We start from the raw sequence: 14,832 nt of genomic DNA on the forward strand, positions 1-14,832 counted from the left end.
GAAAGCCCATTCCATATTGCTAAGCAGCTTGTTCGCACCAACCACAAGCTCTCTGAATGCATCGCAATATGTACTATTCTTTCTCATCGCATGCATATTTTTGCTAAATATTCTAAAGGAAATGTTTTTAAAATGCAAGCTTAGCGCATAAAATAGGCAATGATTAATGTAAAAAGGAAAATAAGCAATCCGGAAAAAAATATAGGTTTAGTAACCGAAAAAGTCATTGGAACAACTGATTCATGATCAAGATGATCGAATTGAGCAACGTATTTTCCCATTTTTGTAGAACGGCGCAGGCGACGGTAGCTATAAATGAGCCCATTAAAAAAGCCGCCTTCATATACGAATAAAAAGCCACCAAGCATAAGCAAAGGAAGAGATAATAAAAAACTAATATTAATGAAAGTTAATAATGAAACATCACCTTGAATGATTGTGAGAATCAATGCCAGAAGCAATGTAGTCAAACTGATTTGAACGGTTCGTATACTGATGTGTTTCATCTTTTCCTCCTAGAAGAAAACAGTTAGCTTATCTATTATATCATTTCATTACAAATGAGATGAAGATGATAAGAGGGATGAATCATTATCGATGCTAGGAGGAGAGGGTGCGTAATTTATCACATTTTCTCTTAAAAAATGTATTATAGATTATTCTTAAAACTATATCAACAAAATTTTTTGATCATATGACAAATTTCGAAAAAAACAGACATAAAACTGTTGTTTTTTTATAAAATGTAATAAAAAGGTGAATGAAAGCGTTTTAATTTTTTTTATTTTTAAATTTTTTGTTTACATTTGTTAAAAAAACTTATAAAATTCTAAGTAATCGAATCGCAAGGATTCGATTAGTAACAATAGTAAATAAAAAATTCGGGAATTTTGAATTAAAAAGGTTGTAAAAAATTCTTTTCAAATATATTAATACAGTTTATAATAACAATAGTAGGCTGAATCTTCTGATAAATCAGAAGGTAAAATAAAATCTTTACATATTCTAAGGGGGGAATTTTTGTGAAGAAGAAACTATCATTATTTCTTGTCCTTCTTCTAGCTGTTTCAACACTTTTAGCAGCTTGTGGAGGCAAGAATGACAACGCAGCAGGCGACAAAAAAGAAGGAGACAAACCTGCTGAAACAAAGAAAGAGCAAGTATTGAACTTGCTTGAAACACAAGAGATTCCATCTATGGACTCTGTATTAGCAACAGACGCTGTTTCATTCAACGTAATGAACAACGTATTTGAAGGCCTATACCGTCTTGACAAGAACAACGAGCCTACGCCTGGTATGGCGGAAAGCTATGAAGTAAGCGAAGATGGTAAAGTTTACACATTTAAACTTCGCGACGCAAAATGGTCTAACGGCGATCCAGTAACTGCACATGATTTTGTATTTGCGTGGAGAAGAGCGTTAGATCCTAAAACTGCGGCCGAGTATGCTTACATTATGTATGACATTAAAAACGCAGAAGAAGTGAACACTGGCAAATTACCAGTTGATCAACTTGGCGTAAAAGCATTAGATGACAAAACTCTTCAAGTAGAGTTAAAGAACCCAATTCCATATTTCTTAAGCTTAACAACATTCCCGACATTCTATCCGCAAAACGAAAAATTTGTAAAAGCTCAAGGAGAAAAATTCGGTCTTGAAGCAAACACAACTCTTTACAACGGTCCGTTCGTATTAAGTGAATGGAAACATGAGCAAAGCTTCCAATTAAAGAAAAACCCTAACTATTGGGATGCAAACACTGTTAAATTAGAAACAATTAACTTTAACATTGTAAAAGATACAGCTACTGCTGTTAACCTTTATGAAACTAAGAAAGCTGATCGTGCAGAATTAACAGCTGAGTTTGTTGACAAATACAAAAATGATCCAAATTACCTTCCTATTTCAGAGCCTACTTTATTTTTCCTTCGTATGAATCAAAACAACGAAGTGTTGAAAAACGTAAAAGCTCGTAAAGCAATTGCGATGGCATTTGATAAAGAAGGTATTGCTAACGTAATCCTAAATAACGGTTCAAAACCAGCTAATTACTTTGTACCAGAAGGTTTTGTAAAAGGTCCTAATGGAAAAGACTTCCGTGAAGAAAATGGCGATCTTCTAAAAACAAATGTAGAAGAAGCGAAAAAATTATGGGCTGAAGCGAAGAAAGAGCTTGGAAAAGACAAAATTACACTTGAGTTGCTAAACTATGACACTGAATCTTCTAAGAAACTTGGTGAGTACTTAAAAGAACAACTTGAAACGAACCTTGAAGGCTTAACCATTAACATTAAACAACAACCATTCAAACAAAAACTTGATCTTGAAACAAAAATGCAATATGAAATTTCTTTAGCTGGCTGGGGTCCAGACTATCAAGATCCTATGACATTCATTGATATGTTTGTGACAAACGGTGCTCACAACCAAACTGGCTGGTCTAACCCTGAATACGATAAGCTTGTTAAAGATGCGAAAACCACATTGTTAAGTGACTTACAAGCCCGCTGGGATGCAATGGTTAAAGCTGAAAAAATCTTACTAGATGAAGCGGTTATTGCTCCGGTTTACCAACGTGGCCGGGCATATGTACAACGTGAATATGTAAAAGGTATTGTTGAACATCAATTCGGTGGTGACTGGAGTTACAAGTGGGCGTACATTGAATAATCGTTCATAGCCTAATAAGGAGAGTATATGCAAAAGCATATACTCTCCTTTTGACTGATGAAGCGAAAATTGTCGAAAGATGATGAAGATTAAGAATATTATGTAGTAAGGGGAGGTGCTGTCATGGCACGTTATACGCTTCAACGTTTCATTTACATGATTATTACGTTGTTTATTATTGCAACAGCTACGTTCTTTTTAATGAAACTACTTCCTGGTTCTCCGCTTACGAACCAAGAAAAACTAACACCTGAACAAAAACAAATTATTTTAGAGAAGTACGGATTAAATGATCCTGTTCCTGTACAGTATGTCAACTATTTAAAAAATTTAGTGCAAGGAGATTTAGGAATTTCATTCCAATATGATAATCGTCCAGTAACTGAATTAATCGTAGAGCGTATCGGTCCGTCAGCGCAACTTGGTTTTCAAGCAATCGTTTTTGGAACAATTGTCGGATTATTGTTAGGCATTTTTGCAGCTATTCGTCATAATTCGGCAGGAGACTATTTTGCTACCGTTTTGTCGGTATTAGGTATTTCCATTCCTTCTTTCGTTTTTGCAGCACTTTTACAATATTATATAGGGGTAAAATTGCAATGGCTTCCGGTTGCTTTTTGGCAAGGTTTTGAATACACAATTATGCCGACGATTGCACTTTCGATGGGAGTTATTGCCAACATTGCGCGCTTTACAAGAACGGAAATGCTTGAAGTATTAAACTCCGACTATATTTTAACAGCCCGGGCAAAGGGGATCAGTCAAGCTGGCGTCATTTTTAAACACGCGATTCGTAACGCACTAATTCCAATCGTTACAATTCTTGGTCCAATGGCTGTTAACTTAATGACGGGTACGCTTGTTGTTGAACAAATTTTTGCAGTGCCTGGTTTAGGCGAACAGTTCGTCCGTTCGATTAACTTAAATGACTACACAGTAATTATGGGAACGACATTATTTTATTCTGCGTTATTAATTTTGGTAATCTTTATTGTCGATATTTTATATGGAGTTATTGACCCACGTATTCGTTTAGCGGGAGGGAAAAAATAATGAATAAACTAGACTATCAAAACCTATCACCTGAGCTATTTCAACCCGCTCCTGTTAATACTCATGATCAAGAAAAAATTAATCGCCCAAGCTTAACGTTTTGGCAAGACGCGTGGATTCGTCTGCGTAAAAATAAAGGGGCAATTACTGGATTAATCATGATCATTATTTTATCACTGATGGCGATCATTGCCCCGATGACGAGTGACTATTCTTATAAAGAACAAGATTTGAAGAGAGCTAAATTGCCTCCAAAAATACCAGTATTAGAAAATATTAGCTGGCTTCCTTTTGACGGAAAGGATGCAAACGGTGTGGACGTCTATGAGCAGCGCGGGATTAAAGAATATTATTGGTTTGGCACAGATGATTTAGGGCGTGATTTATGGACAAGAACATGGTATGGTGCACGTATTTCCTTATATATCGCTCTTTTAGCAGCGGCAATTGATTTATTAATTGGGGTTATGTATGGCGGCATTTCTGGTTTTTACGGCGGTCGTGTCGATAACGTCATGCAGCGTATTATCGAAATATTAGTTGGTATTCCAAACTTAATTGTCGTTATTTTGTTTATTCTTATTTTTGACCCCGGAATCATTTCCATTACAATTGCGATGGTTATTACTGGTTGGGTAACGATGGCCCGGATTGTCCGCGGACAAATTTTAAAGCTGAAAAACATGGAATATGTTCTTGCGTCCCGCACGCTTGGAGCGACAAATTCACGTTTAATTTTTAAACATTTAATTCCAAACGTAATTGGTCCAATTATTATCACGACGATGTTTACCATTCCATATGCGATTTTTACAGAAGCGTTCTTAAGCTTTATCGGTTTAGGTATTCGCCCGCCAGAAGCGTCGCTTGGTTCATTAGTAAGCGAGGGATATAGGTCGATTCAAACATTCCCGCATATGATGATGATTCCAGCGATTGTCATTAGTTTGTTGATTTTAAGCTTTAACTTAGTCGCTGATGGATTGCGTGATGCGCTCGATCCAAAAATGCGTAAATAAGTTGAATAGGAAGGAGAAGAGAAAATGGAAAAAGTGTTAGAAGTCAAAGATTTGCATATCTCCTTCGATATACATGCTGGCGAAGTTCAAGCTGTTCGCGGCGTCAGCTTTGACTTATATAAAGGGGAAACATTGGCGATTGTAGGGGAGTCCGGCTGCGGAAAGTCCGTTACCTCTAAAGCGTTAATGCGTCTATTGCCGACTCCGCCAAGCCGCATTAAACAAGGCGAGATTTTGTTCGAAGGAAAAGACTTAACAAAGCTATCCGAGAAGGAAATGCAAGAGATTCGTGGTGCGAAAATTTCAATGATCTTCCAAGATCCAATGACATCACTAAATCCAACGATGACAATTGGAAATCAAATTATGGAAGTATTATTAAAACATCAAAAACTTTCAAAAAATGAAGCGCGTAATCGCGCGATCGAACTGTTACAGCTAGTAGGCATTAAAAATCCAGAACTGCGCATTAAACAATATCCGCACCAATTTTCTGGTGGTATGCGTCAACGTGTGGTTATTGCGATGGCACTTGCTTGCAATCCAAAAGTGTTAATTGCCGACGAGCCAACAACAGCACTTGACGTAACCATTCAGGCACAAATTTTAGAGCTTATGAAAGATATCCAAAAGAAAATGGGAATGTCAATCATTTTTATTACTCATGACCTTGGCGTTGTTGCGAATGTGGCAGACCGCGTGGCGGTAATGTATGCTGGAAAAGTGGTCGAAATTGGTACGGTCGATGAAATTTTCTATAATCCGAAGCATCCATATACATGGGGGTTACTTGCTTCCATGCCAAGTTTAGACCATAAAGATGAAGAATTATACTCAATTCCAGGAACTCCTCCTGATTTATTGAATCCACCAAAGGGAGATGCGTTCGCGCCGCGTAATCCGTATGCGATGAAAATTGACTATGAGCTAGAGCCGCCAATGTTTAAAGTGTCCGACACACATTATGCGGCAACTTGGTTGCTTCATGAGAATGCGCCAAAAGTAGAACCGCCAAAAGTTGTGCAAGAACGCATGCGTCAATTTGCTTTATCTTCAGGAAAGAAAGGAGGAGAATTCCGTGGCTAAACAAAAACTCCTCGAAGTAAGAAATTTAAAACAATATTTTAAAACGGGTAAAGATCAAGTTGTTAAAGCAGTGGATGGAATATCTTTTGACATTTACAAAGGAGAAACGCTTGGACTTGTAGGAGAATCCGGTTGCGGTAAATCAACGACTGGAAGAACGATTATTCGCTTGTACGAGGCAACGGAAGGAGAAGTATTGTTTAATGGTGTGAATGTACATGCGAAAAAGTCGAAAAAAGAATTAAAAGAATTAAATCGAAAAATGCAAATGATTTTCCAAGACCCGTATGCATCACTAAATCCACGTATGACAGTAGCCGACATTATTGCCGAAGGAATTGACATTCATGGTCTTGCGAAAACGAAAGAAGAGCGCATGCAACGCGTATATGAGTTGCTTGAAATAGTCGGCTTGAACAAAGAGCATGCAAATCGCTATCCTCATGAATTTTCCGGAGGTCAGCGTCAACGGATCGGAATCGCCCGAGCTTTAGCGGTTGAACCAGAATTTATTATTGCTGATGAACCGATTTCTGCCTTAGACGTGTCCATTCAGGCACAAGTTGTTAACTTAATGAAAAAGTTGCAGCGTGAAAAAGGATTAACATATTTATTTATTGCCCATGACCTTTCGATGGTAAAATATATTAGTGACCGAATTGGTGTCATGTATTTTGGAAAATTAGTGGAATTGGCAGATGCAGAAGAGTTATATCGTAATCCGATTCACCCATATACAAAGGCGTTATTGTCTGCAATTCCATTGCCAGATCCAGAAACAGAACGTGTTCGTAAGCGCATTGTGTACGATCCATCTCAACACAATTATAAAGAGGGAGAAGAACTTAGCTTCCGTGAAATCACACCAGGACATTTCGTTTTATGTTCTGAAGCGGAATATAAGCAATATAAAGCCATGTATACGTGAAAAGGGCTATCCCAAAAGTAGAAATCTACTGGAGGGAATAAGCCCTTTTCTTCTAAACATAAACCTAACGAACCACTATGTTGTTTTCAATCATTTTCACTGAACGTATTGTTCACTAACAGCTGACTCAAGCAAAGGCACGATCAGCTCGCTTCATAAAATATTGCTTCTATTCGTAGGTAGCCATCCGCAGATTTTTTATTTTTTTCCGCCAATTAGTTTCCATCCTGTTTGCGTCTTTGCTGTTTGATTTACGTTTTCCATTCGGTCGGAACCGCCAAATAGTTTCTCACCAATACCGTTAACAAGCACTCCCATAATGGCGGTAATACCGATCACTAACAGTGCAACGATTGTCAGATCAACAAAATATTGTGTCACTCGTATCCCCTCCGTTGTCAATCATTTCTCCTAGTTCTATTTTAGAAGATTTTTCTTGTAATTGAAAGGAATAGTTTAGAGTATTCTGTAAATCCCTTCCGTTTTGTTTTAAATAATACATATAAAGTTAGAAAAAATATATCTTTCTAAACAAATTTGTTGTATAATTAATATGCAATATAAATTACTTAATTAAAGTAATTTCAAATTAATATACTTTTTAATCATTGCTTCTAGTTTTTGCTATCATCGAGATTGACTGCTTTTATGATATATATTTCGATCCTGTTAAGGGAGTGAAGCCAAGTTATGGTAACATTGTACACTTCACCAAGTTGTACGTCATGCCGGAAAGCAAAGGCATGGTTAGAAAAACATAATATTCCTTATGTTGAACGAAATATTTTTGCTGAACCATTAACGATTGAAGAAATTAAAGAAATTCTTCGTATGACAGAAAATGGAACAGATGAAATTATTTCTACACGCTCTAAAATTTTTCAACAGCTTAATATAAATCTTGAATCGATGCCGCTGCAAGACTTGTATGAAGTCATTCGGCAAAATCCAGGTCTTTTGCGAAGACCGATTATCATTGATGAGAAGCGCTTGCAAGTTGGTTATAACGAAGACGAGATTCGTCGTTTCCTGCCAAGAAAAGTACGTACTTACCATCTTCGCCAAGCGCAGCGGCTTGTTAATGAATAAAAGCTTCTACATGGTTTTTCCATGTAGAAGTTTTTTATTCATTAATGCGTTCGTGCTCGGCGGTTCAAAAGGCTTCCAAGCAAAATGACGATAATGATTGTAAGAACTGGAAGGATTGATTTGAAAAAGGTAAATTGGTTATATATATGCTGGATTTGCTGTTCATTTGTCATCATTTTTCCCGATGTGTAAGCTAAAATAGACGCCCCAATATAAACAAGGATAGGATAACGTTCGATCCAATGAAGAATGACTTTGCTGCCAAAGATAATAATAGGAACAGAAAGAAGAAAGCCGAAGATAACAAGAGAAGTATTGCCATGAGCCGCACCGGCAATCGCAATCACATTATCTAACCCCATCACAATATCTGCTGTTACAATCGTTTGTACCGCTCTCCAAAGTGTAGCTCCAGGTTTTATAACAGCAGCATCTTCTTTTTCAATAAGAAGTTTCAATGAAATGAAAAGCAAGATTATGCCGCCAATTAACTGTAAAAAAGGAACTTTCAACAAATAGACAACTGTAGTTGTCAAAATAATGCGAATAATAATGGCTAGGGCTGTCCCTAATACGATCGCAAGATTCCGCTGGCGTTCGGGAAGATTGCGGCTTGCCATCGCAATGACCACTGCATTATCTCCGCCGAGAATAATATCAATGCCGACTATGATGAATATGGAAGAAATATGTTCATATATCATTTGTGTCCCCCGCTAATGTTTTTTGTTTCAAAAAAAGTATAATAGGACATGTCTAGTTTCATAACTAAATTTTAAAATTAGGGGTTTTTTTATTTCCCTTCTTGCTTGTTTTATCATAAAATAGAAGTACAAGGCATATGCTTTTAGTTATAGAGCATTTGCTAGGGGGTAAAAAGTCCCTTCAACATTCATGGACAGGAAGGGAGAGTCATTTATATGGAAATGGAACGTATTAATGAGCATACTGTTAAATTTTACATCTCATATGTTGACATAGAGGAGCGCGGCTTTGATCGTGAAGAAATTTGGTATAACCGTGAGCGCAGCGAAGAGCTATTTTGGGAAATGATGGATGAAGTTCATAGTGAAGGAGATTTTTCTCTTGAAGGTCCGCTTTGGATTCAAGTTCAAGCGCTAGAAAAAGGATTAGAAGTGTTAGTAACCAAAGCACAGCTGTCTAAAGATGGAAGTAAACTTGAGCTTCCTCTCCCTGGAGATAAATTAAAAGATTTTCCGGTAGATGAAAAAATTGAAGAGTTGCTTGACCAGCATTTTAATGTTGGAAAAGATGTAGAAGCTTTACCGGAAGATGACGAAGAAGCTCTTCATTTCACGATTTATTTCAAGGATATTGAAGATTTGATTGCTTTAGCGCATCGTGCCGATTTTACGAATCTCAATAACCGTTTATTCATGTTCGAAAATCGTTATTATTTATATGTTGAATTTAACGAAGATGATTATGAAGAACATGAAATTGATAATATGTTAAGTCTGTTGTTAGAATATGGAATGGACTCTCAGTTAACGATTTATCGTCTTGAAGAATATGGAAAAGAGATTATTCAGGACAACGCTTTAGCGACATTAGCAAAACATTTTCCGTTGAAATAAAAGGGCTGTCCCATAAGGGTCTGACCTAGCACACCATTCGCCATATATCGTGTCATTACCAAACATGATGTATGATATATTGTGGTTGTAGGGTCTGACCCTTTGTTTTAGACAGCCCTTTTTCTGCGAAGTGAATCTGAATGTAATGGTTAGGTGAAAATCGTTGCGAAACGCATTACAAGTTCTCATATTCATCTTTTTAATTGGTATTTTATTTTTCATTTCAAAAGATTACTTAGAAGGTTGGATTCTTGGTTTTCTCAGTCTTTTAATTACTTGTTCAGTTATTTTTATCGCGTTTGTGATTTCCTTAGAAAATCGACATCCGACACAAACATTGACGTGGTTGGTCGTACTTGGGAGTTTTCCGTTGCTTGGCTTTTTCTTTTATTTAATGTTCGGACGAAATTATCGAAAAAAACGTTTGTTTAAGAAAAAAGCAGCACTCGATGAGCAAACTTTTTTAAAGTTTGAAGGAAACCGCCATTTTCAATTTGAGGATCTTCATCATATAAGTGAGCATCAACAGCCTTTGCTTCGGCTTGCTCATCGTCTTGGAAAAAGTCCGATTTCGCTTGCTACCGAAACGAAAATACTCACAAACGGAGAAGCTACTTTCTCAGCGATTTTTGAGGAATTAAAAAAAGCGACCCACCATATTCATTTAGAGTACTATATTGTAAGGCATGATGGAGTCGGACAGCAGCTAAAAGAAATATTAATCGACAAGGCGAAAAAAGGAGTTCATGTCCGTTTTCTTTATGATGCCGTTGGAAGTTGGAAACTTTCCAATACATATATTGAGGAGCTGCGGGAAGCAGGAGTTGAAATGGTTCCTTTTTCTCCTGTCCGCTTGCCGTTTTTAAATAACAAAATTAACTTTCGCAACCATCGAAAAATTATTGTCATTGATGGGACAATTGGGTTTGTCGGCGGTTTAAATATTGGTGATGAGTATTTAGGGAAAAATGAGTATTTCGGCTTTTGGCGCGATACGCATTTATGGCTTAAAGGAGAAGCGGTGCGCACGCTTCAGCTTATTTTTTTACAGGACTGGTATTATATGACGGGGCAAACGTTATTAACGTTGAATTATTTATCACCCCAGCTTGCGGAAAATAGCGACCAAGGTGGCGTTCAGTTGATTGCCGGCGGTCCGGATAACGAATGGGAAGTCATTAAGCATTTATTTTTTGCAATGATTACGTCAGCAAAAAAATCCATTTGGATTGCTTCGCCATATTTTGTTCCCGATGAAGATATTTTAACAGCTTTAAAAGTGGCGGCGTTAAGTGGGATTGATGTTCGCCTTCTTGTTCCGCAACGTCCCGATAAAAAAATCGTTTTTTACGCATCCCGTTCGTATTTTCCGGTGTTACTTGAAGCTGGAGCGAAAATTTATGAATATAGGAAAGGTTTTTTGCATAGTAAAATTATTATCGTCGATGGAGAACTTGCATCAATCGGGACAGCCAATATGGACATGCGGAGCTTTCATCTTAATTTTGAAGTGAATGCCTTTTTATATCATACAGACAGCACAAAAACACTTGTCCGTGATTTTCTTCAAGATATCGAAGATTCAACGCTCATTGACTATGATGTGTTTAAAAAGCGACCGATTTGGATTCGCATTATAGAATCAACAGCAAGATTATTATCGCCGCTTCTTTAATAGAGGATGCCCCAAGCAAAGTGTCAGACCCTACAACACAATATATTAAGAAATAACATTGGATAAATGAACGATATATGGTGAAATGCACATGAGGTTAGACACTTATGGGGGGCCTCTTTTTAATTAAAAGAAGGACTTTTTTAGAGAGCAAAGAATTTATTAAATATTTCATTGTGTAAGGGAGATGATGATTTGCTTGTTGCCTTGTTAAAAAATGGATCGTCTATATCTTTGTTAGATGATTGGAGGATGGAGCAGCTTGATTTATTGAGGAGAAAGGAAACGTTTATTTGTCCGATATGTAAAAATGAGGTTGTTTTAAAATTAGGAAGAAAGCGCATTACACATTTTGCTCATCGAAGAGAAGCTGCTTGTACGATAGAACATGAAACAGAGTCTTCTTATCATTTGTCAGGGAAAGCGGATTTGTTTAAATGGTTAAAAAGGCAAAGGTTAGAGGTGAAACTTGAACCATATTTGCAATCAATCCAGCAACGTCCTGATTTGCTGCTTTCATATAAAGGAAAAACATATGCCATCGAATATCAATGTTCCACGATTAGTGAAGAACTATTTCGAAAGCGGACGGCTTCGTTTTTAAAAGCAGGCATTAAACCGTTATGGATTCTCGGTGCGAACCGTTTTCATCGCTCTTCTACTTCTTCTTTCAGACTTTCCACTTTTCAATGGCTGTTTGCCTACCCAGCACTGCCTCAATCTTATCTCCTTATTCTTTACTATTGTCCCAAAACAAAACAATTTTTTCGACTTGTTCCTCTTGCATCTTTTTCCGTTTATAACACTTTCTCAACTGTCATGATTGATTCCGCTGAACGGTTATCCTTCGAGAAACTGTTCCAGATTGATGATATTTCATTGCCTAGTATGTTTTGGCACGAATGGTTTATGCAGAAAAAACGTTGGCGGTTGATGTTTCCTTTTTATCCAACGAAAGAAAATCGACTCGTTTGCATGTATTTTTATAAGCATAATATCGTTCCGGCACTTTTTCCAAGTGAAGCAGGTTTGCCCATTAAATATGGCTATTTGTTTGAAACACCATCATTTATTTGGCAGACGTATATATTAATTATGATGATGAAAAAGCAAAAAAACGGTATGTTCCATTTTAGCGATATATACTCATCGATCAGCCAAATGGTGCGCACTCGCAAACTAAAAGTAAGAAACTTGCCATTTCACTATTTTCGCGCGATTAACGAGTATTTATTATTGCTTGTACAACTAGGATATATAAAAATAGTTAATAGCACGACATTTCGACTAATCAAACCAGTTACCATTCCAAAAACGATTGAGGAAGCGCTCAAAATGGATCATAAATTACTTAAAATAATAGAAAAAAGAGGTTTTATCCTTTAGGTTAGAGGAAATTTCGAAAAAAATTGAGAATACTATTAAATGCAGCAATAAAGGAAAAGGAGGTTTTGCCGACATGGCAGAAAATAAAGCGGTCAAATCGCTTCCATCCCGAAGTGAAATCCCTGTTGAGGACACGTGGAGATTAGAAGACATTTTTCCTACAGACGAAGCGTGGGAACAAGAATTTCAAGAAGTGAAAAAAATGATTCCGAACATTTTGAACTACCAAGGAAAACTTGGAGAATCAGCCGATGTTCTTTACGATGCACTTCAATATCAAGATGAATTATCGATGCGGCTAGGCAAGCTATATACATATGCCCATATGCGCTATGACCAAGATACAACGAACTCATTTTATCAAGGTTTAAACGACCGTGCTTCTAATCTTTATTCTGAAGCAGCAAGCGCAATGTCGTTTATCGTTCCGGAAATTTTATCGATTGATGAAAACAAACTAAAAACTTTTCTTGAAGAAAAAGAAGAATTGAGATTGTATGAACATGCTTTAGATGAAATCAACCGTCAGCGTCCACATGTTTTATCAGCCAAAGAAGAAGCGCTACTCGCTCAAGCGGCAGAAGTAATGGCATCATCAAGCAATACGTTTGGGATGTTGAACAATGCGGATTTAACATTTCCAACGATTATCGACGAAAATGGTGACGAAGTGGAAGTAACGCATGGCCGCTATATCCGTTTTCTTGAGAGCGAAGATCGCCGCGTACGTCATGATGCGTTTAAAGCGGTTTATGAAACATATGGAAAATATAAAAATACATTTGCGAGCACATTAAACGGGGCGATCAAAAAGGACAACTTTTTTGCGCGCGTCCGCAATTACAAATCAGCCCGTGAAGCGGCATTAAGCAGCAATAACATTCCAGAAAGTGTCTATGATAATCTCGTCGATACCATTCATAAAAACTTGCACTTGTTACACCGCTATGTCCGCTTACGTAAAAAAGTGTTAGGTGTTGACGAATTGCACATGTATGACTTATATACACCACTTGTGCAAAATGTAAATATGAAAGTCACATATGAAGAAGCAAAAGAGTATTTGTTAAAAGGATTAGCTCCACTTGGTGAAGATTATTTGAATGTCATTAAAGAAGGCTTTGAAAACCGTTGGGTTGATGTCCATGAAAATAAAGGAAAACGAAGCGGAGCGTACTCATCAGGTTCATATGGCACAAATCCGTATATCTTAATGAACTGGCAAGACAATATAAACAACTTGTTTACGCTCGCTCATGAATTTGGACATTCTGTACACAGTTATTACACAAGAAAAACGCAGCCATATGTATATGGAAACTATTCGATTTTCGTAGCCGAAGTAGCATCGACGTGCAACGAGGCACTTTTAAATGATTATTTATTAAAAACGATTGATGACGAGAAAAAACGTCTATACTTGTTAAATCATTATTTAGAAGGCTTCCGCGGCACGGTATTCCGTCAAACGATGTTTGCTGAGTTTGAACATACGATTCATCTAAGAGCGCAGGAAGGTGAAGCCTTAACGGCTGATTTGTTGACATCAATTTATTATGATTTAAATAAAAAATATTTTGGCGATGACATTGTCATTGATGAAGAAATTGGATTAGAATGGGCGCGCATTCCGCATTTTTATTACAATTACTACGTCTATCAATATGCGACAGGATTCAGTGCGGCAACAGCATTAAGCAAGCAAATTTTAGAGGAAGGAGAACCAGCTGTAAAGCGTTATATTGAGTTCTTAAAAGCGGGAAGCTCCGATTATCCAATTGAAGTGTTGAAAAAAGCGGGCGTCGATATGACGACAGCGAAACCAATTGAGGAAGCATGCAAAGTGTTTGCACAAAAATTAGAAGAAATGGAACAACTTCTATCATAAACAAAAACAAAAGGGCTGCCCCATAAGTGCCAGACCTCACGTGTTTGTGAGGTCTGGCACTTTGCTTTAGGGTCAGCCTCTTTGTTTAAATCCATTAAAGCGATTTCGATTATTTAATATCCATAGTGTAAAGAGAATGGAGAGAAATAATAGTGGTGCTGTAATAAAGAGCGGAACAAGGTTCATAAGTCCTAATAAATAGAAAAATAAAGAAACGATCGTCATTACTATTCCAAAAAAGAGCGTAAACTTTTTCATAATCTCCTCCGAAATACTTCAAACTCTTATTTTAACTATATGATGGTTAACAAAATTCATTCATGATGACTTAAGCACTAATCAAAATATGTTGGATAATGGAATAGAAGTAGAACCATCCATAACCTCATTTAATTATGACAAAAATGTGAACAATAACACAAAGTTATTGTCAAAACT

14 protein-coding genes and 1 other annotated feature (1 of these 15 running past the window's edge) are annotated in these 14,832 nt (G+C 37.0%); of the genes, 10 read left to right on the plus strand and 4 right to left on the minus strand.

All coding sequences use genetic code 11. The annotated features are described in order from the left end of the window. Positions 1–96 (minus strand) — a binding site (T-box leader); it reaches 143 nt to the left of the window's first position. Between the two features lie 44 nt (positions 97–140). Further along, a complete protein-coding gene (locus tag HNQ85_RS11755) occupies positions 141–506 on the minus strand; it encodes a DUF3899 domain-containing protein (protein ID WP_181537912.1) in 366 nt (121 codons plus the stop codon). Between the two features lie 516 nt (positions 507–1,022). Here HNQ85_RS11755 and HNQ85_RS11760 point away from each other — a divergent pair. The 5 genes from HNQ85_RS11760 (at position 1,023) to HNQ85_RS11780 (ending at position 6,758) form a co-directional block, all read left to right on the plus strand. Further along, positions 1,023–2,672: an ABC transporter substrate-binding protein gene (locus HNQ85_RS11760; RefSeq protein ID WP_181537913.1), complete on the plus strand. Its 1,650-nt coding sequence runs from the start codon at positions 1,023–1,025 to the stop codon at positions 2,670–2,672. Between the two features lie 123 nt (positions 2,673–2,795). Further along, a complete protein-coding gene (opp3b, locus tag HNQ85_RS11765; protein ID WP_181537914.1) occupies positions 2,796–3,725 on the plus strand; it encodes an oligopeptide ABC transporter permease in 930 nt (309 codons plus the stop codon). Beyond that, on the plus strand, positions 3,725–4,744 hold the full coding sequence (gene opp3C / locus HNQ85_RS11770; RefSeq protein WP_181537915.1) for an oligopeptide ABC transporter permease: 1,020 nt from the start codon (positions 3,725–3,727) through the stop codon (positions 4,742–4,744). The genes opp3b and opp3C overlap by 1 nt, the downstream gene beginning before the upstream one ends. Positions 4,745–4,768: 24 nt before the next feature. Further along, a complete protein-coding gene (locus HNQ85_RS11775; protein WP_181537916.1) occupies positions 4,769–5,830 on the plus strand; it encodes an ABC transporter ATP-binding protein in 1,062 nt (353 codons plus the stop codon). After that, positions 5,823–6,758 (plus strand): ATP-binding cassette domain-containing protein, encoded by a 936-nt coding sequence (locus HNQ85_RS11780; RefSeq protein WP_181537917.1) that lies wholly within the window; start codon positions 5,823–5,825, stop codon positions 6,756–6,758. The genes HNQ85_RS11775 and HNQ85_RS11780 overlap by 8 nt, the downstream gene beginning before the upstream one ends. A gap of 198 nt (positions 6,759–6,956) precedes the next feature. Here the strand turns inward: HNQ85_RS11780 and HNQ85_RS11785 are convergent, their stop codons facing one another. Next, positions 6,957–7,139, minus strand: coding sequence for a hypothetical protein (locus HNQ85_RS11785; protein WP_181537918.1), 183 nt, complete (start codon positions 7,137–7,139; stop codon positions 6,957–6,959). 309 nt (positions 7,140–7,448) lie between these two features. Between HNQ85_RS11785 and spxA the strand changes: the two genes are divergently transcribed. Continuing rightward, positions 7,449–7,847 carry a transcriptional regulator SpxA gene (spxA, locus tag HNQ85_RS11790; RefSeq protein WP_181537919.1) on the plus strand — a complete coding sequence of 133 codons (399 nt, stop codon included), beginning with the start codon at positions 7,449–7,451 and terminating at the stop codon, positions 7,845–7,847. 41 nt (positions 7,848–7,888) lie between these two features. On the opposite strand, the gene HNQ85_RS11795 is transcribed toward spxA, so the two are convergent. After that, on the minus strand, positions 7,889–8,551 hold the full coding sequence (locus HNQ85_RS11795; protein ID WP_181537920.1) for a TerC family protein: 663 nt from the start codon (positions 8,549–8,551) through the stop codon (positions 7,889–7,891). 216 nt (positions 8,552–8,767) lie between these two features. Here HNQ85_RS11795 and mecA point away from each other — a divergent pair, with 216 nt between their 5' ends. The 4 genes from mecA (at position 8,768) to pepF (ending at position 14,394) form a co-directional block, all read left to right on the plus strand. Further along, complete coding sequence (gene mecA, locus HNQ85_RS11800; RefSeq protein WP_181537921.1) at positions 8,768–9,445, plus strand: adaptor protein MecA; 678 nt, start codon at positions 8,768–8,770, stop codon at positions 9,443–9,445. Between the two features lie 187 nt (positions 9,446–9,632). Then, the gene (gene cls / locus HNQ85_RS11805) at positions 9,633–11,120 is read left to right on the plus strand and encodes a cardiolipin synthase (protein ID WP_409994131.1); all 1,488 of its coding nucleotides are present in this window, start codon (positions 9,633–9,635) and stop codon (positions 11,118–11,120) included. A gap of 195 nt (positions 11,121–11,315) precedes the next feature. After that, positions 11,316–12,506: a competence protein CoiA gene (locus tag HNQ85_RS11810; protein ID WP_181537923.1), complete on the plus strand. Its 1,191-nt coding sequence runs from the start codon at positions 11,316–11,318 to the stop codon at positions 12,504–12,506. 73 nt (positions 12,507–12,579) lie between these two features. Beyond that, positions 12,580–14,394, plus strand: a complete 1,815-nt coding sequence (gene pepF, locus HNQ85_RS11815; RefSeq protein WP_181537924.1) for an oligoendopeptidase F — start codon at positions 12,580–12,582, stop codon at positions 14,392–14,394. Positions 14,395–14,466: 72 nt separating this feature from the next. Here the strand turns inward: pepF and HNQ85_RS11820 are convergent, their stop codons facing one another. Beyond that, positions 14,467–14,652 carry a hypothetical protein gene (locus HNQ85_RS11820; protein ID WP_181537925.1) on the minus strand — a complete coding sequence of 62 codons (186 nt, stop codon included), beginning with the start codon at positions 14,650–14,652 and terminating at the stop codon, positions 14,467–14,469. Positions 14,653–14,832: the final 180 nt, after the last annotated feature.

Origin of the sequence: [Anoxybacillus] calidus, assembly GCF_013760845.1 — a bacterium.
Lineage (GTDB): Bacteria > Bacillota > Bacilli > Bacillales > Anoxybacillaceae > Paranoxybacillus > Paranoxybacillus calidus.